Origin of the sequence: Dokdonella fugitiva (assembly GCF_014138265.1) — a bacterium.
Taxonomy (GTDB): Bacteria; Pseudomonadota; Gammaproteobacteria; order Xanthomonadales; family Rhodanobacteraceae; genus Dokdonella_A; species Dokdonella_A fugitiva_A.
In genome coordinates this window covers 839,403-862,972 of record NZ_JACGXL010000001.1, presented here as the reverse complement: position 1 = coordinate 862,972, position 23,570 = coordinate 839,403, and the positions used below count along the sequence as shown (strand labels likewise).

Here is a 23,570-nt window from a genome sequence, read left to right as displayed (position 1 = left end):
CGATCCCGGGCGTCAGGCTGCGTGCGCCGCCGGCGCGGCGGGGAAGTCGATGTCGGTGCGCGCGAGATGGTTCGTGTAGTTCGTGTAGATGTTGAGCACGACGTTGACGAGCACTTCGAGGATCGCTGCATCGTCGAAGCCGGCCGCCTTGAACGCATCGAGTTCCGCCGTCGGTACATGACCGCGTGCGTCGACGATGCGCTGCGCGAGCGCGAGCACGGCGGCGTCGCCGGCCCTGGTCGCGCTCGCCGCGCGTGCGGCCGCGATCTCGCCGGGGGCGAGGCCGACCATGCGGCCGATCGCGCCGTGCGCGGCGAGGCAGTAGTCGCAGCCGTTGCGGTCGCCGACCGCGAGCGCGATGAGCTCGCGCTGCTTCGCGTCGAAGCGTCCGCTCGCGGCGACCTCGGCGAGTTGCAGGTATGCGTTCAACGCGACGGGCGTGTGCGCGAACGTGCGGAACATGTTCGGCAGCACGCCGAGCTTCTTCTGCACGGCATCGAGGCTGGCGCCGACGGCAGGTGCAACCGCGTTGCGCGGCAGCGCGGGGATATAGGACATGGCGAAACTCCTTGGGTTCGCTGCGTGCCGGTCGGCACGCGACGCACTCTAGGCGCGCGCCTGATACTCGAGGTGATGTAGAGTCTCCGATACTTGATCCATCGTCCCCGGATATCGCCATGGACCGCCTCGATGCGCTGCTGCAACGGTTTTCGGTGAGCGCGCGCATGTTTCATTCCGGTGCGCTGTGCGGCATCACCGACTTCACGCCCGAGTCCGGCCTCGGCCAGCTGCACCTGGTGCGGCGCGGTCCGATCGGCGTGTCGCACCCGGGCGCGCCCGAGGTACGCCTCGACGTGCCGAGCCTGCTGCTCTATCCGCGGCCGCTCGCGCACCGCTTCGATACCGATCCGAGCGTCGGCGCCGACATGGCGTGCGCGCACCTGCGCTTCGCGGCGGGGGGCGCGAATCCGCTCGCCGATGCGCTGCCCGCGTTCGTCTGCCTGCCGCTCGCCGAACTCGACGGCTGCGCGGGCGTGCTCGAGGTGCTGTTCGACGAAGCCTTCCGCCCGCGTTGCGGGCGCCAGGCGCTCGTCGACCGCCTGTTCGAGGCGGTACTCGTGTTCGTGCTGCGCCGGCTCATGGACGAGGGGCGCATCGAACACGGCCTGTTCGCCGGCCTCGCGCACCCACAGCTCGCGCGGGCGCTCACCGCGATGCACGAACGACCGGCGCAGGCGTGGACGCTCGAATCGCTCGCGGCGGAAGCGGGCATGTCGCGCAGCGTGTTCGCGGCTTCGTTCCGCGACACCGTCGGCGCGACGCCGGGCGACTACCTCGCGCGCTGGCGCGTCGGCCTCGCGCAGCAGGCGCTGCGCCGCGGCCGTCCGCTCAAGCTCGTCGCGGACGAGGTCGGCTACGGCAGCGAGGCGGCACTGTCGCGCGCGTTCAAGACCTGGATCGGCCGCTCGCCGCGCGATTGGCGGCGCACGCTCGATGCGGATGGCACGCAGGCGCTTTCCGCGTCGCCGGTCGCGGCGTCGACGCGCTAGTCGCCACGCTCGAAGCGCACGACCGCGGCGGGCAACGGCAGCTCGCTCGCGCGCGCCTGCGCACCGGTCTGCGCGGTGAAGGGGCGACCCAGCGCAGCCATCGACGCGAAGGCGCCGATCGCGTCGTAGCGCGCGAACACGAAGGGGAGTCCTTCGCCGGCGAGCGGCTCGACGCCGTCGCTCACGTGCATGTGCAGGTGCGGCCCGGTCGCGTCGCCGGTGAAGCCGAGCCGCGCGATCGGCGCGCCGCGTCGGACGCGGTCGCCGACGTGCACGCGCACGCTGCCGGGTTGCAGATGTTCGTAGTGCACGTAGCGGCCGCCGCCGAGATCGAGCGAAACGTAGTTGCCGCTCGCGTCCTCGAGTGGATGGCGTGTCGCCGCGTCGAGCCTGGCGGGTTCGGCGATCGCGTCGCGCAGCGCGACGACGGTCGCGTCGGCGACCGCGAGCACGTCGGCGCCGTAGCCGTACCAGTTCGCGAGCACCTGTTCGTCGCCGTGCGAGAGGCGTCCCTCGTCGTCGACGCGCATCCAGTCGATCGCATGGCGCGCGGGAATACGCAAGGTGCCGTCGATCGCGAACGCGACGCGGCGGTGGCCGCGCGTCATTGCCGGATCGTACAGCGCGACCCAGTCGCCCTCGCCGAGCGGTGCGCCGAGCACGACGGGCGCGCGCGAGGAGACCGGCGTGTTCGCGCCTTCCACGCGGGTGGTTTCGCCGTCGCGCATCCACGCGACGCGATGGCGCAACGTCTTCGGCATCGCGCGCGCGGCATCGAGGCGCAGGTCGAGGTAGACGATCGCGTGCCGGCCGCGCGGGACCGTGCGCGTCGCCGCCTCGTCGCGCGCGGCGCCGTCGAGCCGCAGCGCGGCCTGCAGCGCGTCGCCCGACAGCGATGCGAGCGGCGACGACGCGGCATCGAGCACGTCGATGCGGTCGAGCACGAGCGGCACGTCCGCATGATTGGTCAGGTGCAGTTCGTAGGCGAGCCGTCGCGTCGCGCCGCTGCGCACCGGCGTCGGCGCCGGGCCGACCGCAAGCACGAAGCCGTCGCGCAGCGGCGCCGCCAGCACGGCGAGCGGAAACAGCAGCGCGAGCAGGCCCGCACGCAGCAGTGGGTACACGGCGGACTCCGTCGGCGACGAGTGCCCATCCTGCCGTGCCCGCGCACGCGCCGGATGTGCAGGAAGTCGCGGCGTATTCACCAGTGCGAGAGCGTCGCGGGTGCGACGCCGACGCGCCGGCAGGCACGCGGCGCGATGCCGTCGGGCAATGCGCGACGGAACAGCGGCGCGAGCGTGCGCAGCACGCGTGCCGAGATGCGCGCCTGCAGCCGCTGCCGCGACGTGCGGCCGAGCATCGCCTGCGCCCACTCCGGCAGCAGCGCGGCTCCGGCGCCGAGGAACGCGTCGCGCGACACGCCCGCGAGCGGCACGGGCAGGCGGATGCGTGCGAGCACCTCGAGCACTTCGCGCGAACGCGCGTCGCAGCGGAGTTCAGCCTGCATGCGCGCGAAGTAGGCGTCGACCTCGGCTTGCGACGCCGGCACCTCGCGCGCGCCGAGGCGCTCGGCGATGCGGCGCACCTCGTCGTAGTAGCGGTCCGCCGCGCCGGCGGGCAACGCGATCGGCGCATAGCGCCGGTAGCCTTCGAGGAAGCCGTACGCTTCGGTCACGTGCACCCAGGTCAGCAACGCCGGGTCGTCGGCGGAGTAGGGGCGGCCGTCGGCGGTGCGGCCGCGCACCGTCGCGTGGATGCGTGCGACGCGCGCGACGAGCGCCTCGGCGTCGACGTGCGCGGCGTAGGTCGTGCCGGCGACGAACGTGGTCGTGCGGCGCAGGCGACCGACGAGGTCGGTGCGGAAGTTCGAGTGGTCCCAGACGCCGGCGAGGGCGAGCGGATGCAGCACCTGCAACATGAGCGCGCACAGGCCGCCCGACAGCATGCCCGGGAAGTCGGCGTGGACGCGCCAGGTCGCGCTGTCGGGGCCGAACAAGCCTGGGTCGCCGACGGGGCGTTCGTAGTCGATGCCGTCCTGGCCGCGTGGGAACAGGCCGAGCACCCAGTGGCGGATGCGCGCGCTCGCCGGCGCAGTCAACATGGGGAGTACAGGCGGCATCGGCGCTCGTTCGGAAAGGCGACCGCGCGATGATACGGACTGGCGGCCCCGCGCGGTGCGAACCTGCGTGATGGTGCGAGGGAGGAGGGACATGAAACTGATCGAAGAACTGCGCAGGATCCCGCCGCCGGTCGCGTTGCAGATCCTGCTCGCGCACGGCGTGCTGCTCGTCGCGAGCCTGCACGGTGGCCTGCCGTACATCGTGCTGCAAGGCCTGCTCGCGTTCGAACTCGTGCTGCTGAATCTCGCCACCGTGCCGTTCTATCCGGAACGCGGGATCGCGAGGCACCTGTTCGATCTCGTCAAGCTGAGCGCGCTGCTCGCGTTCCTGCTGCTGTTCGTCTGCATCTCGTACGCGATCGTCTCGAGCGGCGAGCACGCCGATCCGATCACCACGACGCTCGCACGCTGGCACGGACTGCAACCGGCGAGCATCGCCTGGGCGGCGGGCTACATCGTCGTGTCGCTCGCACTGTCGCTGCTGCAGGCGCTGACGTCGCCCGAGCCGCGCCTAGCCTGGATGAACAACACGCTCGCCGCGGGCGGCTCGACCTTCGTCGCGATGCTGTTCATGGTGTTCGTCGGCTTCTTCGGCGCGCGACCGATCGCGGCGGCGCTCGAATACGTCGGCGCGCCGACCGACCCCGACGCGCTGTTGATCTCGCTGATGGTCGGCCTGCGCTTCTTCACTGCGCTCGTCGCGGCGACGATCTCGAAAGGCGAGGTCGCCCAGATGGCGCGCAACCCCTACGTCGACGGGCCCGGCTGAGGCGACATGCGCGCGAAACCGCGCGGATGCACAATCGCGCTTCCGCCGCATCCGGAGCGTGCCATGCCGAACCCGACGCGCCTCACCGCTGCCGACTTCGATCCCGAAGTGCTGCGCCTGTTCGACCAATACGTGCACGGCGCGATCGACCGCCGGGGCTTCCTCGCGGGCGCCGCGCGTTTCGCGGTCGGCGCCGCGGGCGCGGCCGGCCTGCTCGCCGCGCTGAGCCCGCAGTTCGCCACCGCGCAGCAGGTCAAGCCCGACGACGCGCGGCTCGTCGCGAGCCACGTCGAGTTCGCCTCGCCGAACGGCTACGGCAAGGCGCGCGGCTATCTCGTGCGACCGAAGCCAGCGCAAGGCGCGTTGCCGCTCGTGCTCGTCGTGCACGAGAACCGCGGGCTCAACCCGCATGTCGAGGACATCGCGCGCCGCATCGCGCTCGAAGGCTATCTCGCGTTCGCGCCCGACGCGCTGTTCCCGCTCGGCGGCTATCCCGGCGACGAAGACGCGGCGCGCGCGCTGTTCGGCAGGCTCGACCAGGACAAGACGCGCGCCGACTTCCTCGCCGCCGCCGACTGGCTGCTGCACGCCGAAGGCGGCAACGGGCGCCTCGGCGCCGTCGGCTTCTGCTACGGCGGCGGCATGGTCAATTTCCTCGCGACGCGCGTGCCGAAGCTGCTCGCCGCGGCGCCGTTCTACGGGCCCGCGCCGGCGAGCGAGGATGTCGCGAAGATCAAGGCCGAACTGCTCGTCGTGCTCGCCGGCAACGACGAACGCGTCAACGCCGGCTGGCCCGCCTACGAGACCGCGCTGAAGGCGGCCGGCGTGCACTACGCGCTCTACCAGCCCGCCGGCACGCAGCACGGCTTCAACAACGACACCACGCCTCGCTACGACGAGGCTGCCGCGAAGGAAGCATGGAAGCGCACGCTCGCGCTGTTCGATCGCGTCCTGCGCAAGGCTGCGACAGGGTGAAACTGCCGGTGGTGAGCCTAGCCCTGCAGGGCGGCGGTGCGCATGGCGCGTTCACCTGGGGCGTGCTCGATCGGCTGCTAGAGGAGCCCGCGCTGGCGATCGAAGGCATCAGCGCGACGAGCAGCGGCGCGATGAACGCGCTCGCCCTCGCGCAAGGCTGGCTCGACGGCGGTCGTGACGGTGCGCGGGCGACCCTCGCCGCGCTGTGGGAAGGCGTCGCGTCGCGCACAGGCCTGCTGCGCTGGGCGTTCTCCACGCCGGCGGGCGCGGCGACCGAAACGCTGTTGCTCGACATGGCGCGCCATTTCACGCCGCAGGAGATCAATCCGCTCGGCATCAACCCGCTGCGCGACATCGCGGCGGCGTTGTTCGATTTCGAACGCCTGCGCCGCGAGTCGCGGTTCCGCCTGTTCCTCGCGGCGACGCGCGTGCGCGACGGCAGCCTCGTGCTGTTCGACAACACGCGCCTCGATCTCGACGCGCTGCTCGCGAGCGCATGCCTGCCACAGCTGTTCGCGCCGGTCGAGATCGACGGCGAGATGTACTGGGACGGTGGCTACGCCGGCAATCCCGCGCTCGAGCCGCTCATCTACGAATGCGACTCCGCGGCGATCCTGTGCGTGCTCGTGCAGGCGATCGAGCACGCGGAGCCACCGCGCAGCGCACGGCAGATCCGCGAGCGCATCAGCGAACTCGGCTTCTCGACCACGTTCCTGCGCGAACTCGGCACCGTGCGGCGCGCGCAGCGCGCGGTCGCCCGCACGCTGCCGTTCAGCGCGATCGGGCGGCGCCTCAAGGCGTTGCGCATCGGCATGATCGAGCCGGGCGAGTCGCTCGATGCGTACAGCGCGAAGACGCGGCTCAACACCCGCATCGCGTTCCTGCGCGAACTGCGCGACCTCGGGCGTCAGCAGGCCGATGCATGGCTAGCCACGCGTGCGCACGAGCTCGGTTGAGGGCGCCTGCCGCCGTTACGCAGCCATCCGCGCCAGCGAATCCGCGGCGCGCTCGAGTCCGTGCAGGATGGTGTCCGCGACGCGCGAAGAGAAGCCCGGCGGCAGCGCCGCTTGCGCCTCCGCGATGGCCGCCGGCGTGCGCGCGAGAATTTCCTCGATGAGCGGCTCGGCGGAGGATGCGTATCCGACTTTCTGCGCGGTGCCGTGGAAGTGCCGACGCTGGATGGCATGCATCGCGTAGTGCTTGTTCTTTCCGAGCAGCGCCATCGCCAGCTTGATATCGCGGGACGACCAATGACGAGGACCGTCGCCGAGCACGGGATAGGCCGACATCACGTCGTACAGGCGGGTCAGCCGGAAGCGGCCGCGCGGCAGGATCTGGATGCTGAAGTTCTTGGCATGGCCGTCCGGTGCTCGCAGCAGCCAGAACAGGACCTGCGCAGCCATCAGCGTCTTCATGTCGGCCTCCGCGTTCACCGACTGTCGCAAGGTGGTGAACAAGGCCATGAGCCCCGGTCCTCCGTCGTTCTCATACTTGCGCAGAGGCGAGCAGCCCTCCACTTGGCAGAAATCCTCCTGCGGCAAGCGCATGAGCCACTGGCCATCGGGCGCGACGCGCCGATCGAAACGCTCGACGACAAGCACGCGTTGCTTGCCGAAGGTCGCGATGCGGGCGTCGGCGACCTCCAATCCGTATGCCTGGAGCAGCCGAAGGCACAGCCACTCGTTGTCGACCGACGTGGTGAAATCGGCCTGCCTGCCGCCCACCAGGCCGAGCGGGAGTTTGAAGATGTGGCTCGTGGGCGTCGCGCCACGAGGCACCTGCCATCGACCGTTCCACCAGAGGAACGCGGTCTTCTCCTGGGCGCCGGCCAGGGAGATGCGGAAGTCCGCTTCGGGATCGCTGCCGGCACCGAAGGCGCGGGGGGACACCGTTTCGATCAGATGCCGCTCGATGTCCTCTTCCGACAGCAGCATGCCTTCGATGCGGTCGAAGCCTTCAGGCGTCTCGTCCTCGTCCAGGATCTGGACTGCGCCCACGCAGTCGCGGCCGATGGCTTTCAGGAGATCGAAGGGATCGGTCGAACCCGTGCGGAAGCGCTCGGCGACGCGCTTGCGGATGGCGTCGCTGTCGGGCAGGAGGTTGTCGAAGTAATTGGCGACCTTCTCGCCCTTGAGCGGCAGGTTGTCCAGGTTGAAGGGGAGCGACAGGGACAACGGGCGCCCTGCGGTCGCGGCGATCCAGTCCGCGTCGTAGTGGAGTTCCATCTCTCCGCGCGCAGGAATCGTCCAGCGCCCCACACGCTCGCCGTTGATCCAGAGCGACAGGCTGCGACTGTGCGAGCGACGCCCCATGTCACCAGTCTGCTTGCATGGCGGGAGTGGCCGCGCCGCCACGGGCGTCGATGGTCAATTCCAGGCCGAGCGTCGAGCACCACGCCAGCAATTGCGCCAGGCTCAGGTCGTGGGGGCTCAGCTCCAGATAGGACACTCGCGATTGGCTCAGGCCGAGTCGGGCGGCGAGGGCCGATTGGGTCATGCCTCGGGCCTTGCGGGCGGCCTGCAGGATCGATCCCAACTGGGAGGCGGTGACGAGCACGTGAGAGCGCGGAGGCATGGCAAATACCCGGAATACCAATAACTCGCTTTTATTCCTTAAGCGGGTATTTGTCAAATACCCGTATAACGGGTTTTGGTCGCGCGCGCGAGCAGACGGCTGACTTCATGGCGACGATCGTCGCCTCGATGGTCCGGGCGACGACAACAGCGAAGGCTGTGTCGCGCGCGGTCCGATGCCCGTGGATTCTTCGATGGATATCGCGCACATTTCAGCGCCTGCCGCGGCTGGCGTGGACGCAAAACGCGCCCGATCCATGCTGCTTCGCTGCGTCGGCCGTTCGTGCCGCGACGGGAGGTCGCCTACGCAGTCGGCGGGCGTGTTGCACGGGGAACGTCCAAGGACGTTCCTGGGCGGCAGAAACTAAAAACCCCGCAGCGCGGGGTTTCCAAGGAGCGTCACTGATTTTGCGCGGACGTCATCGACGTCGTGATGGTGCCCAGGAGAGGACTCGAACCTCCACGGTTTTACCCGCTAGTACCTGAAACTAGTGCGTCTACCAATTCCGCCACCTGGGCCCGACCGGACAGGCGTGCCTGACCGGGGGCGCGAACGATACTGGCCGGGCTGCAGGCTGTCAACGCATCGCGCCGATTCAAGGCGTCGACGACGCGGCCGCCATGCGGCGACTGCGCCGGTTTCGCCCACTCGCGCCCGCGTGTCACGCACGCGCACCGAGCGCATCGACGATGCCCGCATCGTGTTGGAACACGCACAGGGGTGCTTCATCCGCGGCTTGCAATCGTGCACCCGCTCGGCGACGCTGCCCTCGAACGAAAAGGAATCGCTTTGAAAAGAAGAAGAACCACCGATTCACGCGCGCCGGGTGCGCGCAATGCGCGCGGGCCGGGCAAGCGCGCCGGCGAGGCGAAGGCGAAGCCGGTGCGCGAGGGCGCGAAGGCGCCTGCCGCCTCCGCGGGCCGCCGCGACACGCGCGGGCCGGGCAAGCGCCCGCCGTTGCCGAAATTCATGCCCGAGCGGTTGCCGCCGCTGCCGTCGCATAAGGGGGCACGGCCTGCGGCCGTGCACGATCCGCACGCCGAGCGCGAGGCGAGCCGCTACGAGCGGCCGATCCCCAGCCGCGAGGCGATCCTCGCGCTGCTCGAACGCAGCGGCGAATTGATGACGATCGAGGCGGTCGCGCGCGCGTTGCAGCTGTCCGCACCGCAGGACCTCGACGCGCTCACGCGCCGCCTCGCGGCGATGCTGCGCGACGGTCAGCTGATCCAGAACCGGCGCGGCGGCTACGGCGTCGCGACCAAGCTCGACCTCATCCGCGGCAGCGTGATCGCGAACGCCGAAGGCTTCGGTTTCCTGCGCCCGGAAGAGGGCGGCGAGGACCTGTACCTCTCGCCGGCCGAGATGCGCAAGGTGCTGCACGGCGATCGCGTGCTCGCGAGCGTCGTCGGCGTCGACCGCCGCGGGCGCAGCCAGGGCGCGATCGTCGAGGTGCTCGAGCGCCGCTCGCCGCGCCTGGTCGGCCGCGTGATCGAGGAGAACGGCCTCGTGCTCGTCACGCCCGACGACCGCCGCCTGCACCAGGACGTGCTCATCACGCCCGGCAAGGACCGCGGTGCGCGTTCGGGCCAGATCGTCGTCGTCGAGATCACCGATCCGCCGACCGTGCAGCGCGGACCGATGGGGCGCATCCTGACCATCCTCGGCGAGCGCCTGACGCCGTCGCTCGTGGTCGAGATGGCGATCGCCAGCCACGACCTGCCGCACGAATGGCCGGCGGCGGTGCTGCGCGACGCGGCGCAGGTCGAGCCGGAGGTATCGGCGGCCGAACGCAAGGGGCGCGTCGACCTGCGCGACACGCCGCTCGTGACGATCGACGGCGAGGACGCGAAGGACTTCGACGACGCGGTCCATGCCGAACCGAATGAACGCGGTTTTCGCCTCATCGTCGCGATCGCCGACGTCTCGCACTACGTGCGGCCGGGTACGCCGCTCGACGAGGAGGCGTACAACCGCGCGACCTCGGTGTACTTCCCGGGTTTCGTCGTGCCGATGCTGCCGGAGACGCTGTCGAACGGCATCTGCTCGTTGAACCCGAAGGTCGAGCGCCTGTGCATGGTCTGCGAAATGCAGGTCGACCACGAAGGCGGCGTCGAGCGGTCGAAGTTCTATCCCGCGGTCATGCGTTCGCACGCGCGCCTCACCTACGACAAGGTCTGGCGCGCGATCGGCCTCAAGGACGCCGACGCGCGCGCCGAGCTCGCCGACGTGCTGCCGCAGCTCAAGCACCTGCACCAGCTCTACAAGCTGTTCGCCAAGGCGCGCCAGCGGCGCGGCGCGATCGACTTCGAGAGCAACGAGGTCTCGTTCCGCCTCGGCGCCGGCGGCGAGGTCGTGCAGCTCGGTGCGTACGAGCGCAACGACGCGCACAAGCTCATCGAGGAATGCATGATCGCCGCCAACGTCGAGGCGGCGAAGTACCTGCAGAAACGCCGCATCCCGACGCCGTACCGCGTGCACGCGCCGCCGCCGGCATCGAAGTACGACGACCTGCTCGAGTTCCTGCGCGAGTTCAAGCTGAGCCTGCCGCCGATCGAGCAGGTCACGCCCGGCGACTTCTCGGCGCTGCTCAAGAAGGTGCGCAAGCGTCCCGACGCGAGCCTGATCGAATCGGTGCTGCTGCGCTCGCAGAGTCTCGCGGTGTACCAGCCCGACGATCCGGGCCACTTCGGCCTCGGACTCGAGTCGTACACGCACTTCACCTCGCCGATCCGCCGCTATCCGGACCTGCTCGTGCACCGCGCGATCCGCTACGCGCTCGGTGGCGGCAAGCCGGCCGGCTACGAGTACAGCCCGAGCACGATGGCCAGCCTGTGCGTGCACTGCTCGCACAACGAGCGCCGCGCGGACGAGGCCGAGCGCGACGTCGACGAGCGCTATAAGTGCGCCTGGATGGAGAAGCACGTCGGCAGCGAGTTCGCCGGCATCGTCTCCGGCGTTGCTTCGTTCGGCCTGTTCGTCGAGCTGACCGAGTCGAAGATCAGCGGCCTCGTGCACATCACCCAGTTGCCGAACGACTACTACCACTTCGACGCCACGCGGCGCCTGCTCACCGGCGAGCGTCGTGGCCTGCGATTCCGCCTCGGCGACGAGGTGCGCGTGCAGGTGCTGCGCGCGAGCCTCGAGGACCGGAAGATCGATTTCCGCCTCGTCAGCGGACGGTGAGGCGGCCGCAGCGGCTACAATCGCGGGCATGAGCAACGAACTGCTGATCGGCATCCACGCGGTCGAGGCCGCGCTGAACCACGACGTCGCCAACCTCGTCGAGCTGTATATCGAGAGCGGCAGCCACAACGGGCGCCTGAAGGAACTCGGCGAGCGCGCGCGCGAGCTCGGCGTGAAGCCGCATGCGCGCGACCGCGCCGCGCTCGACCGCATGACCGGTGGCGCGCGCCACCAGGGCGTCGTCGCGCGCTACAACGCGCCGGCGGCGCTGGCCGACTCGGCGCTGCCGGAACTGGTCGAGAAGGCCGGTCGCGGCGCGTTGTTCCTCGTCCTCGACGGCATCACCGACCCGCACAACTTCGGTGCCTGCCTGCGCAGCGCCGAGGCGGCCGGCGTGACCGCCGTGCTCGTGCCGAAGGATCGCGCGGTCGGCGTGACGCCGACGGTGCGGCGTGCGTCGGCCGGCGCCGCGGACCGCGTGCCGATCGTCGCCGCGACCAACCTCGCGCGTGCGCTGAAGACGCTCAAGGACGCCGGCGTATGGCTGGTCGGCCTCGCCGGCGACACCGAGCAGTCGGTCTACGCGGTCGACCTCGACGGGCCGATCGCTGTCGTGCTCGGCAGCGAAGGCGAGGGCATGCGCCGGCTCACGCGCGAGAACTGCGACTTCGTCGCGAAGATCCCGATGCAGGGCGACGTCGAGAGCCTCAACGTCTCGGTCGCGACCGGCATCGTGCTGTTCGAGGCGCTCCGCCAGCGTTCCGCCAAACGTTAGCCCGCGCGTCCGGCCACGGGCCAAGGCCGGCGATGTAAATACCGGAAGGTCGCATGGCGTGCGTCGGCGCGGAGGCATACACTCGGGATGTCCTGCAACCCGTGTAGGAGCTTCCGATGACGGATCTGACCCGGCGTCAGTTTCTGAAGGTCACCGGCGCCACGCTGGTGGGTTCGAGTCTCGGCCTGCTCGGCTTCTCGCCGGCGCCCGCGCTGGCCGAGGTGCGCGAGTTCAAACTGAGCCGTGCGACCGAGACGCGCAACACCTGTCCCTACTGTTCGGTCGCCTGCGGCGTGCTCATGTACGGACTCGGCGACCGCGCGAAGAACGCGCAGGCGTCGATCTTCCACATCGAGGGCGACCCGGATCATCCGGTCAATCGCGGCACGCTCTGCCCGAAGGGCGCCGCACTGATCGACTTCATCCACAGCGACAGCCGCCTCAAGTATCCCGAGTACCGCGCGCCGGGCTCGGACCGCTGGGAACGGATCGGCTGGGACGATGCGCTCAACCGCATCGCCAAGCTCATGAAGCAGGACCGCGACGCGAACTTCGTCGCGAAGAACGCGCAGGGGCAGACGGTCAACCGCTGGCTCACGACCGGCATGCTCGCCGCCTCGGCGAGCAGCAACGAGGTCGGCTATCTCACGCACAAGGTCGCTCGCTCGCTCGGACTCCTCGCATTCGACAACCAGGCACGTGTCTGACACGGCCCGACGGTGGCAGGTCTTGCCCCGACGTTCGGCCGAGGTGCGATGACGAATCACTGGGTCGACATCAAGAATGCCGACCTCGTCCTCATCATGGGTGGCAACGCCGCCGAGGCGCACCCGTGCGGCTTCAAGTGGGTCACCGAAGCGAAGGCGCACAACAAGGCGAAGCTCATCGTCGTCGACCCGCGCTTCACGCGCTCGGCGTCGGTCGCGGACGTCTACGCGCCGATCCGCCCGGGCACGGACATCGTGTTCCTCGGCGGACTCATCGCCTACCTGCTCGCCAACGACAAGATCCAACGCGAGTACGTCGTCAACTACACCGATCTTTCGTTCATCGTGAAGGACGCCTTCACGTTCGAGCAGGGGCTGTATTCGGGGTACAACGCGGACAAGCGCAGCTACGACAAGTCGAGCTGGGACTACGAACTCGGTGACGACGGCTACGTGCGCACCGACCCGACCCTGGCCGACCCGCGCTGCGTCTACTCCCTGCTCAAGCAGCACTACGCGCGCTACACGCCGGACATGGTCGAGCGCGTGTGCGGCACGCCGAAGGACAAGGTACTGCACATCTGGGAGTTGATTGCCTCGACCGCGGTACCGACGCGCGCGATGACGATCATGTACGCGCTCGGCTGGACCCAGCACTCGATCGGTTCGCAGATGATCCGCACCGGCGCGATGGTCCAGCTGCTGCTCGGCAACATCGGCATCGCCGGCGGTGGCATGAACGCGCTGCGCGGGCATTCGAACATCCAGGGCCTGACCGACCTCGGCCTCATGTCGAACCTGCTGCCCGGCTACATGACCTTGCCGAACGAGGCGGAGCAGGACTACGACAAGTACATCGCCGCGCGCGCGCAGAAGCCTCTGCGCCCGAACCAGCTCAGCTACTGGCAGAACTACGGCAAGTTCTTCGTGAGCTTCATGAAGGCGTGGTGGGGCGACGCGGCGACCGCGGAGAACCACTGGGGTTACGACTACCTGCCCAAGCTGGACAAGCCGTACGACATGCTGCAGACGTTCGAGCTCATGAGCCAGGGCAAGGTCAACGGCTACATCTGCCAGGGTTTCAATCCGCTCGCGGCGGCGCCGAACAAGGCGAAGATGGACGCGAGCCTGGCGAAGCTGAAGTTCCTCGTCATCATGGATCCGCTCGCTACGGAGACGTCGGAGTTCTGGCGCAACGCCGGCGTGCACAACGACGTCGATCCGGCGAAGATCCAGACGGAAGTGTTCCGCCTGCCGACCACGTGCTTCGCCGAGGAAGACGGTTCGCTGACCAATTCCTCGCGTTGGCTGCAGTGGCACTGGAAGGGCGCCAATCCGCCTGGCGAAGCGCGCAGCGATCTCGAGATCATGGCCGGCCTGTTCACGCGCCTGCGCAAGGCGTATCGCGAAGAGGGCGGCGCGTTCCCCGATCCGATCCTGAACCTCGCGTGGAAGTACGCGCACGCCGACAGCCCGGCCCCGGAAGAGCTCGCGCGCGAGTATTCGGGCAGCGCGCTGAAGGACCTCGCCGACCCGAAGGACTCGACCAAGGTCGTGCGCAAGGCCGGGGAGCAACTCGCCGGATTCGCCGAGCTGCGCGACGACGGCAGCACGTCGAGCGGTTGCTGGATCTTCTGCGGCGCGTGGGGACCGACCGGCAACCTGATGGCGCGTCGCGACAGTTCCGACCCGACCGGCATCGGCCAGACGATCAACTGGGCATGGTCGTGGCCGGCGAACCGGCGCGTGCTCTACAACCGCGCATCGTGCGATCCGTCGGGCAAGCCGTTCAACCCGGAGCGCAAGCTCGTCGGCTGGAACGGCAGTGCATGGGGCGGGGCGGACATCCCGGATTTCAAGGCGGACGAGAATCCGGCCGGCGGCATGGGCCCGTTCATCATGAATCCCGAGGGTGTCGCGCGCTTCTTCGCGCGCGGCGCGATGGCCGAAGGGCCGTTCCCGGAGCACTACGAGCCGTTCGAGACGCCGCTCGGCAGGAACCTGCTCAACCCCGACCAGCCGCAGGCGATCAGCAACCCCGCCGCGCGCGTGTTCAAGGACGATCGCGAGGCGTTCGGCAAGGCCGAGCAGTTCCCGCACGTGGCGACGACGTATCGCCTCACCGAGCACTTCCACTACTGGACCAAGCACGTCCGCCTCAACGCGATCCTGCAGCCGGAGCAGTTCGTCGAGATCGGCGAAGCGCTCGCGAAGGAAGTCGGCGTCGAGAATGGCGGGCGCGTGAAGGTGAGTTCCAACCGCGGCCACATCGTCGCGGTCGCGATGGTGACCAAGCGCATCAAGGCGCTCACTATCGACGGCCGCACCGTGCACACGGTCGGCATCCCGATCCACTGGGGTTTCACCGGCGTGGCGAAGGCGGGCTTCCTCGCCAATTCGCTCACGCCCGTGGTCGGCGACGGCAACTCGCAGACGCCCGAGTTCAAGTCGTTCCTGGTCAAGGTCGAGAAGGCTTGAGGAGCACGCCATGGCACTGCAATCGCTCGACATCGTGCGCCGCTCCGCCACCACCACGCCGTCGCCGCAGGCGCGCGAGGCGCATGCCGGCGAGGTCGCCAAGCTCATCGACGTGACCAAGTGCATCGGCTGCAAGGCCTGCCAGGTCGCGTGCATGGAATGGAACGACCTGCGCGACGAGATCGGCAGCTGCACCGGCCACTACGACAACCCGGCCGACCTCAGCGAGCACAGCTGGACGCTCATGCGTTTCAGCGAACACGAGACCGCGGCCGGCGACCTCGAATGGCTGATCCGCAAGGACGGCTGCATGCACTGCGCCGATCCGGGTTGCCTCAAGGCGTGTCCCGCGCCCGGCGCGATCGTGCAGTACGCCAACGGCATCGTCGATTTCCACGAGGAGAACTGCATCGGTTGCGGCTACTGCGTGACCGGCTGCCCGTTCAACGTCCCACGCATCTCCAAGCGCGATCACAAGGCCTACAAGTGCACGCTGTGCTCGGACCGCGTCGCGGTCGGCCTCGAGCCCGCCTGCGTGAAGACCTGCCCGACCGGCGCGATCGTGTTCGGCACCAAGGACGACATGAAGCAGCACGCGGCCGAGCGCATCGAGGATCTCAAGTCGCGCGGCTTCGAGCACGCCGGCCTTTACGATCCCGCGGGCGTCGGCGGCACTCATGTGATGTACGTGCTGCACCACGCCGACCAGCCGCAGCTCTACGCGAACCTGCCGGCCGAGCCGAAGATCAGCGCGATGGTCGGGCTGTGGAAGGGCATGAGCAAGCCGCTCGCGCTGCTCGCGATCGCGGCGACCGCGTTCGCGGGCTTCCTGCACTACATCGGCATCGGCCCGAACGAAGTCGACGAAGACGACGAGGCCGCCGCGCGGCGCGAGATGGAGGAAACACGATGAGCGCGCGCAAACCGCCGGAAATCGTCCGCTATCGCACCTCGACGCGGATCAACCACTGGATCGTCGCGATCAGCTTCGTACTGCTCGCGCTGTCCGGCCTCGCGCTGTTCCACCCGTCGCTGTTCTGGCTCGGCAACCTGTTCGGCGGCGGTACTTGGACGCGCATCCTGCACCCGTTCATCGGCGTGTTCATGGCCGTCGCGTTCGCGCTGCTCGCGTTCGCCGTCGGCGGCGCCAACCGCATGGAGCGGCGCGACTGGCAGTGGCTGCGCGGCTGGCGCGACGTCGTCGGCAACCACGAGCAGGACCTGCCCGAAGTCGGCCGCTACAACGCGGGGCAGAAGCTGCTGTATTTCCTCATCGTGCTCTGCCTCCTCGCGCTGCTGCTGTCGGGTATCGTGATCTGGCGTGCGTACTTCTCTCTGCTGTTCCCGATCGGACTGGTCCGCCTCGCCGCCGTCGTGCACGCGGTCGCCGCGACCGTGCTGATCTGCGCGATCGTCGTGCACGTGTACGCGGCGATCTGGGTCAAGGGGTCGGTGCGCGCGATGACGCGCGGCACCGTTTCGCCGGGCTGGGCCTGGAAGCACCACCACGCCTGGTTCCGCGACGTTCTGCGTGGCGGCGGTCGCGAGTAGCGCAGAAATCGCTGGACCGCCGCCTGCGCTGCGGCGAGGATAGGGCGAGTGCCGTCGACCGGACCCGCCATGCCGCAGCGCATCCTCGAACCCGGCCAGATCGAAACCGCAGGGCAGCGCGCGACGCCGCGCGTGCGCCTGCCCGCGCGTGATCGCGTGTTCGCGCGCCGCGCAGCGCGCCTGCGCGAACGCGCGATGGGGCACCCGCTTGCCGACTACCTGCGCCTGCTCGCTACGGTGTGCGACGCGCAACAGCGGGCACTCGTCGGATTCAGCGCCTCGCCGCCGTCCGCAGCGCAGATTGCGAGGGCGCGCGAGCACGCGATGCCGCCGTTGCTCGCGTCAGGCGGGCCGCGCGAGCCGCACTGGCACGACGTCGTGCACGACATCGCCGGCTTGCTCGGCGCGGCCGACGGCATGCCTGCCGCCGTCGGCGATCTTGCGGCGCGACTGCGCAGTGCGCCTGCGGCGTGGCTCGAGCAGCAGGCGGACGCGCTGCTCGCCGCGCGCGCCGGCGCGATCGACGTCGCCGCGGCGCCCATCGTGATGGCTGCGCTGCAGGTGTACTTCGTCGCTTCGACGGCCGCGTTCACCGCCGCCGACGTGCCGCTGCTCGACGTGCGCACGGTCTGCCCGCTGTGCGGCAGCGCGCCGGTCGCGAGCATCGTCGCCGCGCAGGGGCCGCACGCGGGCCAACGCTTCCTGCACTGCGCGCTGTGCGCGACCGAATGGCATCGCGTGCGCGTGCAGTGCACGCATTGCGGCGCCGGCGGCAAGGACATCGCGTATCGGACGCTCGCGCGCCGCGACGCGGTCGACGACATCGCCGTCGCCGACGCGGAGGCCGTGCGCGCGGAAACCTGCGACGCCTGCCACGCCTATCGCAAGATCCTCTACGAGGAGCGCGACACCGCGGTCGAGCCCGTCGCCGACGATCTCGCGAGCCTCGCGCTCGACTTGCTGCTGGCGCAAGACGGTTATCACCGCGCGAGCGGCAATCCGCTGCTCTGGCAAGGGACCGGGGGATGACCGTGGCGCCGGCCGGGGCGCGAACGCTCGCCGTGCCCGGCGACATTCCCGCGCTCGATCGCCTGCTCAACGACGCCGCGTTCGCGGCGCTGCTCGCCGCGTACGGGCGCACCGAAGTGACGGCCGCGCTGCGCGGCGCGCTCGACGCGTTGCGCGCGCGCGTCGTCGACGGTGGGGTGCCGATCGCACAGGCGGGCACTCCGGCAATCGCGGCCGACGTCACCGCGGCCCTCGATGCGCGCCATCGACGCGCGCTGCGTCGCGTGTTCAACCTGTCCGGCACGGTGCTGCACACGAACCTCGGGCGCGCGACGCTGCCGCAGGCCGCGATCGATGCGCTGGTCGATGCAGCGGCCGCTCCGGTCAACCTCGAGTTCGACCTCGGCTCGGGAGCGCGCGGCGATCGCGACCGCGTCGTCGAAGCGCTGCTGTGCGAACTCACCGGCGCCGAGGCCGCGACGGTCGTCAACAACAACGCGGCTGCGGTCCTGCTCGTACTCGCGGCGCTGGCGAACCGGCGCGACGTGATCGTCTCGCGCGGCGAACTCGTCGAGATCGGGGGCTCGTTCCGCATTCCCGACGTGATGCGCACCGCCGGCGCGCGCCTGCGTGAAGTCGGCACGACCAACCGCACGCACGCGGCCGACTACGCCGACGCGATCGGGTCGCGCACGGCCGCGCTCATGAAGGTGCACACGAGCAACTATGTCGTCAGCGGCTTCACCGCGAGCGTCGGCGCCGCCGCGCTCGCGGCGATCGCCCACGCGAGCGGGCTGCCGCTGATCGTCGACCTCGGCAGTGGCAGCCTCGTCGATCTCGGCGATTTCGGCTTGCCGCGCGAGCCGGTCGTGCGCGACGTGCTGGCGGAGGGCGCCGACCTCGTCACGTTCAGCGGCGACAAGCTGCTCGGTGGACCGCAGGCCGGGCTCGTCGTCGGTCGCGCTGCGCTCGTGCAGCGCATCAAGCGCCATCCGCTCAAGCGTGCGTTGCGCGTCGGCAAGCTCACGCTCGCCGCGCTCGAACCGGTGCTCGCGCTGTATCGGGCTCCCGAACGGCTCGCCGCCCGACTGCCGACGCTGCGTGCGCTCACGCGCGCAGCGGCCGCGATCGAGGCGCAGGCGCTGCGCCTCGCACCCGCGTTGCGCGATGTGCTCGGCGAGCGCTGCGAGGTCGCGGTCGTCGCGATGGAGAGCCAGATCGGCAGCGGCGCGCTGCCGACGGCCACGCTCGCGAGCCACGGCTTCGCGATCCGCATGCAGCGTCGCGGCGGTGGCCTCGATCGCCTCGACGCGGCGCTCCGCGCACTGCCGCGTGCCGTCGTCGGGCGCATCGCCGACCGCACGCTGTGGCTCGACCTGCGCTGCCTCGACGAATCCGACGAGGCGGCGTTCGTCGCGCAACTCGCGCGGCTGTCGCCATGATCGTCGGCACCGCGGGACACATCGACCACGGCAAGTCGACTCTCGTGCGGACGCTCACCGGCGTCGACACCGACCGCCTCCGGGAAGAGAAGGAGCGCGGCATCTCGATCGAACTCGGCTACGCCTACCTGCCGCTCGACGCCGACGGCGGCGACGCCGATCCCGTGCTCGGGTTCGTCGACGTCCCCGGCCACGAGCGGCTCGTGCACACGATGGTGGCGGGGGCGAGCGGCATCGAGTTCGCGCTGCTCGTGGTCGCGGCCGACGACGGCGTGATGCCGCAGACACGCGAGCACGTCGCGATCCTCGACCTGCTCGGTATCGCCGACGGCGTCGTCGCGATCGCCAAGGCCGATCGCGTCGATCCGCTGCGCGTCGAGCGGGTGCGCGCCGATGTCGCCGCACTGCTCGCGCCGACCGGCCTGCACGGCGCGGCGATGTTCCCGCTGGATGCACGCAGCGCGGATGATGCGGGCGTACGCGCGCTGCACGAGCACCTCGCATGCGCCGCTCGCGGCCGACCCACGCGCCGCAGCGACGCGTTCTTCCGGCTCGCGATCGATCGCGTGTTCAGCCTCGCCGGCCACGGCACGATCGTCACGGGTACGGTGCACGCGGGCGAGGTGCACGTTTCCGATGGCCTGGTCGCGATGCCCGCGCGCGCGCCCGTGCGCGTGCGCGGCCTGCATGCGCAGAACCGCGAGGCGAGGACGGGCCGGCTCGGCCAGCGCTGCGCGCTGAACCTCAGCGGCATCGAGAAGAGTGCGCTCGCGCGTGGCGACTGGGTTGCCGACGCGCGTGCGTTCGCGCCGTCGCCGCGCATCGACGTGCGTCTGCGTTCTCTCGCCGGCGTGCGTGCCTCGTGGGCCGACTGGACGCCCGTGCACGTGCACCTCGGTACCGCGCATCGCCCCGCGCACGTCGTGCGACTGGACGAAGCGGTCGATGGCGCGCAGCGCGTGCAGCTCGTGTTCGACGCGCCGGTCTGCGCGTGTGCGGGCGACCGCTTCATCCTCCGCGACGCGCAAGCCCGCACGACGATCGGCGGCGGCGTCGTGCTCGATGCACAAGCGCCCGCTCGGCGGCGCCGCAGCGAGGCGCGCCGCGCCCAGCTCGACGCGATCGAGCGCATGCTCGCGGGCGAGGGCGTCGCGCCGCTCGTGCGCGCGGCACCGTGCGGACTGCGCGTCGACGAGCTCGAGCGGCGTACGGGGCGATCCCTCGACGTCGATGCGCTGCCGGGCGACGTGCGCGTGTTCGGCAGCGGCTCGCACCGCTACGTGATCGACGATGCGCACTGGCAGGCGCTGCGCGCCGCGGTCGTGGGCGTGCTCGATGCCCATCACGCCGTCGCGCCGGACGATCCCGGTCTCGACCGTGGGCGGTTGCGGCGCATGGCCGTCCCGGCGCTGGCCGACGAGGCATGGCGCACGATCGCCGACGAACTCCTGCGCGACGGCAGCGTCGCACGTAGCGGCCCGTGGCTGCATCGGCCCGGTCATCGCGTCGAACCGAGCGAAGCGGAACTCGCGCTGGTAGCCCGGATCGAGCCCGCGCTCGTCACCGGGCGCTTCGAGCCGCCGTGGGTGCGTGACCTCGCCGTGCAGTTCGGTTTTCGCGAGGACCACGTGCGACGCGCCTTGCGCAAGGTCGCCGCTCGGGGCGATTGCCACCAGGTCGTGCACGACCTGTTCTACGCGGACGCGTGCGTACGCGAGCTCGCCGACGTGCTGCGCACGCTCGCCGAACGCGACGGATCCGTCGGCGCCGCCGCGTTCCGCGACGCGATCGGCACCGGTCGCAAGCGCGCGATCCAGATCTTGGAGTTCTTCGATCGCGTTGGCTACACTCGACGCGTCCACGATGCACACGTGCTGCGTGCCGACAGCGGGTGGAACGGCAGCCGCGGCGTCGAAGCAGGGAAGGCATGCGCATCCGGTGATGCGGCTGGGCTTCAAACCCAGTGGGGGGCGTCAGCCGCTTCCCGGTAGGTTCGACTCCTGCTGCCTTCCGCCATGGCTTTTGCGATCGTCCATGATCGCGGCTTGGTGATACGTCGCAAGCATGGTGTGGGCCGATGGATTGCGGAATCCAATAGCGGCCATCCATCGCCGCACTTTTCTAATACAGCACGCTCCGATTGTCCCGTTCGTGGGACTCGCGGTGATGTCGCCTCGTATCCATGCACGTGCTCGCGCCGCTGTGTCCCGCCTACCGCGAGCCGCCCGTGGGTCCTCAGGCGATCTCGGTCGAGGTGATTTGGTACTTGAAGGACGCCGGGTCGAGGCTGTCGAGGCGGCGCTGGCCCGTCCGGCCCTGCGGGTACATGAGGAACGGGAGCGGGCGTTCCTCGCCGGGCAGCATCACGTCGTGGCCGTGGTTGTAGACGATCCAGGTCATTTCCCACGTTCCGAACATCGATGCGCGTGCCGCCCGTACTTTCGGGCTGTCCATTGCACTGCCGCCATCCTCCTCCAGGACCACCTTGCGCACGTCGGCGGGATCGACGGGGATCCAGCCGCGATCTTCGACGTGGAACTCAGCCCGGCAATGCTGGGACTTGCTGACGTCGCCGGCCCGGCCGAGGCAGTGGTAGCCGAGGCGCGAGGCCGCGATGCGCACGCCGTAGGCGTCGCGCGCGGGGATCCCGGAAGCGCGCGCGAGCGCGACGAACAGCGCATTGATGTCGGCGCACTTTCCGCCGAGGTGGCCGCTTTCCAGCATGCTGGCGACGTCGCCGACACCGCAGCCGGCGACGCTCGCGTCGCGATTGGTGTTCTCGACGACCCATTCGTAGATCGCGCGCGCCTTGTCCACGTCGCCGTCATGGCCGGTCGTGATGCGACGTGCCGTGTCGGCGACGATGCCGCCCGTCGGCAGCAGGCGAGTCGGACGAAGGTAGTGCTGCAAGGCCTGATGCGATTCGATGCGACGGTGTGCCGCCGGCCGGGCCGTGCGCGCGATGCCGCGGTCGCGCGTCTGCACGCGGGTCGTCAACGTGACGGGACCGACGTTGCCGCGCGGCCACTCGACGGCGAGCAGGCGCACGTCGTCGCCCGGGACATCGATGAGCCGCGCCTGCGCGCCAGGCGCATCCCAATGCGTCGCGAGGACGCGCTGATAGTCGCCCGCTTCACGCAGCGGCACTGGCAGCCACAGGCGGGTCGGTCCCGCGGGGTCGGCGACGTCGACGCGCGTGACGACGTCGAAGTTGCGCCAGCCTTCGGCGGCGAAGGCCGGGCGGATCGTCAGCGCGGTCGGAGCGAGTGCGGCACAGGCCAGGAAATCGCGGCGTTTCATCGGCGGCTCCTCTTACGGGGCGCGGAAAGCGGCAATCTGTTGCACTATACGACCGCCTCGAAGGCGGCGACAGGAGCAGCACCGTGACATCGACCAAAGTAGGGGCCGAACCGCGCCTGACGTCGCTGTCGCACGGCGGCGGCTGCGGCTGCAAGATCGCGCCGGGTGTGCTCGCCGACCTGTTGCGCGAATCGGTGCCGCCGGTGCACGCGGCGCTGCTGGTCGGGCGGGAGACGTCGGACGACGCCGCGGTCTACCGCCTCGACGATGCGCGCGCGATCGTCGCGACGACCGACTTCTTCATGCCGATCGTCGATGATCCGTACGATTTCGGCCGCATCGCGGCGACCAACGCGTTGTCCGACGTCTACGCAATGGGCGGCTCGCCGCTGTTCGCGCTCGCGATCGTCGGCATGCCGATCACGGTGCTGCCGCCGGAGACGATCCGCGAGATCCTGCGCGGCGGCGAGGCGGTCTGCGCGAGTGCGGGCATCCCCGTCGCGGGCGGTCACAGCATCGATTCGGTCGAGCCGATCTACGGGCTCGCCGCGATCGGGCTCGTCGATCCGCGCCGCATGAAGCGCAACAGCGGCGCACGCGCCGGCGACGTGCTCGTGCTCGGCAAGCCGCTCGGCGTCGGCATCCATTCCGCCGCGTTCAAGAAGGACGCGCTCGACGCGCCGGCGTATCGCGAGATGATCGAGGTGACGACGCGGCTCAACGACGTCGGCCCCGCGCTCGCCGCGCTCGACGGCGTGCACGCGCTCACCGACGTGACCGGCTTCGGGCTGCTCGGGCACCTGATCGAGGTCTGCCGCGGCAGCGGCGTGCGCGCGTCGGTGCGTTTGCGCGACGTACCGTTGATGGCCGCGACCGCTGCGCTCGCGCGGGGGGGCTACGTCACGGGCGCGTCGCAGCGCAACGCGCGCTCATTCGACGGCGAGATCGCGTTCGATGCAGGTGTCGACGCGATCGCGCAGGCGATCCTGTTCGATCCGCAGACGTCGGGCGGCCTGCTCGTCGCGTGCGCGCCGGTCGCGGCGGACGACGTGCTGCGCACGTTCCACGCGGCCGGCTTCGCGGCGGCCGCCGTGATCGGCGAAGTGGCGGAAGGCGCCGGGGTGACCGTCGCCTGATCG

The 23,570-nt window shown here is 70.0% G+C and carries 18 protein-coding genes, 2 tRNA genes and 1 pseudogene; 14 read left to right on the top strand and 7 right to left on the bottom strand.

Annotation, left to right across the window (positions count from 1 at the left end; all coding sequences use genetic code 11):
* Positions 1-12 precede the first annotated feature (12 nt).
* Entirely contained in the window at positions 13-558 is a 546-nt protein-coding gene (locus FHW12_RS03950; protein WP_182529662.1) for a carboxymuconolactone decarboxylase family protein, read from the bottom strand.
* A 119-nt stretch (positions 559-677) separates the two neighbouring features.
* Here FHW12_RS03950 and FHW12_RS03945 point away from each other — a divergent pair, with 119 nt between their 5' ends.
* Positions 678-1,550 (top strand): AraC family transcriptional regulator, encoded by an 873-nt coding sequence (locus FHW12_RS03945; RefSeq protein WP_182529661.1) that lies wholly within the window; start codon positions 678-680, stop codon positions 1,548-1,550.
* On the opposite strand, the gene FHW12_RS03940 is transcribed toward FHW12_RS03945, so the two are convergent.
* Both FHW12_RS03940 and FHW12_RS03935 read right to left on the bottom strand, forming a co-directional pair.
* Complete coding sequence (locus tag FHW12_RS03940) at positions 1,547-2,674, bottom strand: M23 family metallopeptidase (protein ID WP_182529660.1); 1,128 nt, start codon at positions 2,672-2,674, stop codon at positions 1,547-1,549. The two genes, FHW12_RS03945 and FHW12_RS03940, sit on opposite strands and share 4 nt — an antisense overlap.
* 77 nt (positions 2,675-2,751) lie before the next feature.
* Positions 2,752-3,669, bottom strand: a complete 918-nt coding sequence (locus FHW12_RS03935) for an oxygenase MpaB family protein (RefSeq protein WP_182529659.1) — start codon at positions 3,667-3,669, stop codon at positions 2,752-2,754.
* A 91-nt stretch (positions 3,670-3,760) separates the two neighbouring features.
* Between FHW12_RS03935 and FHW12_RS03930 the strand changes: the two genes are divergently transcribed.
* The 3 genes from FHW12_RS03930 to FHW12_RS03920 all read left to right on the top strand — a co-directional run bounded on the left by FHW12_RS03930 (position 3,761) and on the right by FHW12_RS03920 (position 6,369).
* Entirely contained in the window at positions 3,761-4,438 is a 678-nt protein-coding gene (locus FHW12_RS03930) for a hypothetical protein (protein ID WP_182529658.1), read from the top strand.
* A gap of 63 nt (positions 4,439-4,501) precedes the next feature.
* Complete coding sequence (locus tag FHW12_RS03925; RefSeq protein ID WP_182529657.1) at positions 4,502-5,413, top strand: dienelactone hydrolase family protein; 912 nt, start codon at positions 4,502-4,504, stop codon at positions 5,411-5,413.
* Positions 5,410-6,369 carry a patatin-like phospholipase family protein gene (locus FHW12_RS03920; protein ID WP_220484290.1) on the top strand — a complete coding sequence of 320 codons (960 nt, stop codon included), beginning with the start codon at positions 5,410-5,412 and terminating at the stop codon, positions 6,367-6,369. The genes FHW12_RS03925 and FHW12_RS03920 overlap by 4 nt, the downstream gene beginning before the upstream one ends.
* A 15-nt stretch (positions 6,370-6,384) precedes the next feature.
* Here the strand turns inward: FHW12_RS03920 and FHW12_RS03915 are convergent, their stop codons facing one another.
* The 3 genes from FHW12_RS03915 to FHW12_RS03905 all read right to left on the bottom strand — a co-directional run bounded on the left by FHW12_RS03915 (position 6,385) and on the right by FHW12_RS03905 (position 8,505).
* The gene (locus tag FHW12_RS03915) at positions 6,385-7,725 is read right to left on the bottom strand and encodes a type II toxin-antitoxin system HipA family toxin (RefSeq protein WP_182529655.1); all 1,341 of its coding nucleotides are present in this window, start codon (positions 7,723-7,725) and stop codon (positions 6,385-6,387) included.
* A gap of 1 nt (position 7,726) precedes the next feature.
* Positions 7,727-7,969, bottom strand: coding sequence for a helix-turn-helix domain-containing protein (locus FHW12_RS03910; protein WP_310735130.1), 243 nt, complete (start codon positions 7,967-7,969; stop codon positions 7,727-7,729).
* Between the two features lie 451 nt (positions 7,970-8,420).
* Positions 8,421-8,505: transfer RNA gene (locus tag FHW12_RS03905), tRNA-Leu, on the bottom strand.
* A 271-nt stretch (positions 8,506-8,776) separates the two neighbouring features.
* Between FHW12_RS03905 and rnr the strand changes: the two genes are divergently transcribed.
* The 9 genes and pseudogenes from rnr to FHW12_RS03860 all read left to right on the top strand — a co-directional run bounded on the left by rnr (position 8,777) and on the right by FHW12_RS03860 (position 21,147).
* Positions 8,777-11,170, top strand: a complete 2,394-nt coding sequence (gene rnr / locus FHW12_RS03900) for a ribonuclease R (RefSeq protein ID WP_428993608.1) — start codon at positions 8,777-8,779, stop codon at positions 11,168-11,170.
* Between the two features lie 28 nt (positions 11,171-11,198).
* Entirely contained in the window at positions 11,199-11,945 is a 747-nt protein-coding gene (gene rlmB, locus FHW12_RS03895) for a 23S rRNA (guanosine(2251)-2'-O)-methyltransferase RlmB (protein ID WP_182529653.1), read from the top strand.
* Between the two features lie 116 nt (positions 11,946-12,061).
* Positions 12,062-15,130 carry a formate dehydrogenase-N subunit alpha gene (gene fdnG / locus FHW12_RS03890; RefSeq protein WP_182529652.1) on the top strand — a complete coding sequence of 1,023 codons (3,069 nt, stop codon included), beginning with the start codon at positions 12,062-12,064 and terminating at the stop codon, positions 15,128-15,130.
* 10 nt (positions 15,131-15,140) lie between these two features.
* Entirely contained in the window at positions 15,141-16,043 is a 903-nt protein-coding gene (gene fdxH / locus FHW12_RS03885; protein ID WP_182529651.1) for a formate dehydrogenase subunit beta, read from the top strand.
* Positions 16,040-16,681: a formate dehydrogenase subunit gamma gene (locus tag FHW12_RS03880; protein WP_182529650.1), complete on the top strand. Its 642-nt coding sequence runs from the start codon at positions 16,040-16,042 to the stop codon at positions 16,679-16,681. Before fdxH ends, FHW12_RS03880 begins: the two co-directional genes overlap by 4 nt.
* Positions 16,682-16,750: 69 nt before the next feature.
* Positions 16,751-17,710 carry a formate dehydrogenase accessory protein FdhE gene (gene fdhE / locus FHW12_RS03875; RefSeq protein WP_182529649.1) on the top strand — a complete coding sequence of 320 codons (960 nt, stop codon included), beginning with the start codon at positions 16,751-16,753 and terminating at the stop codon, positions 17,708-17,710.
* Positions 17,707-19,131 carry an L-seryl-tRNA(Sec) selenium transferase gene (gene selA, locus FHW12_RS03870; protein ID WP_182529648.1) on the top strand — a complete coding sequence of 475 codons (1,425 nt, stop codon included), beginning with the start codon at positions 17,707-17,709 and terminating at the stop codon, positions 19,129-19,131. The genes fdhE and selA overlap by 4 nt, the downstream gene beginning before the upstream one ends.
* Positions 19,128-20,996, top strand: a pseudogene (gene selB, locus FHW12_RS03865) (selenocysteine-specific translation elongation factor); the annotation flags it as partial. The gene selA and the pseudogene selB, both read left to right, overlap by 4 nt.
* Before the next feature lie 55 nt (positions 20,997-21,051).
* A tRNA-Sec gene (locus tag FHW12_RS03860) sits at positions 21,052-21,147 on the top strand.
* A gap of 219 nt (positions 21,148-21,366) precedes the next feature.
* Here FHW12_RS03860 and FHW12_RS03855 read toward each other — a convergent pair.
* Positions 21,367-22,431, bottom strand: a complete 1,065-nt coding sequence (locus tag FHW12_RS03855; protein WP_182529647.1) for a transglutaminase-like domain-containing protein — start codon at positions 22,429-22,431, stop codon at positions 21,367-21,369.
* 83 nt (positions 22,432-22,514) lie between these two features.
* On the opposite strand from FHW12_RS03855, the gene selD reads away from it, so the two are divergent.
* Positions 22,515-23,567, top strand: a complete 1,053-nt coding sequence (gene selD / locus FHW12_RS03850) for a selenide, water dikinase SelD (RefSeq protein WP_310735129.1) — start codon at positions 22,515-22,517, stop codon at positions 23,565-23,567.
* Positions 23,568-23,570 lie beyond the last annotated feature (3 nt).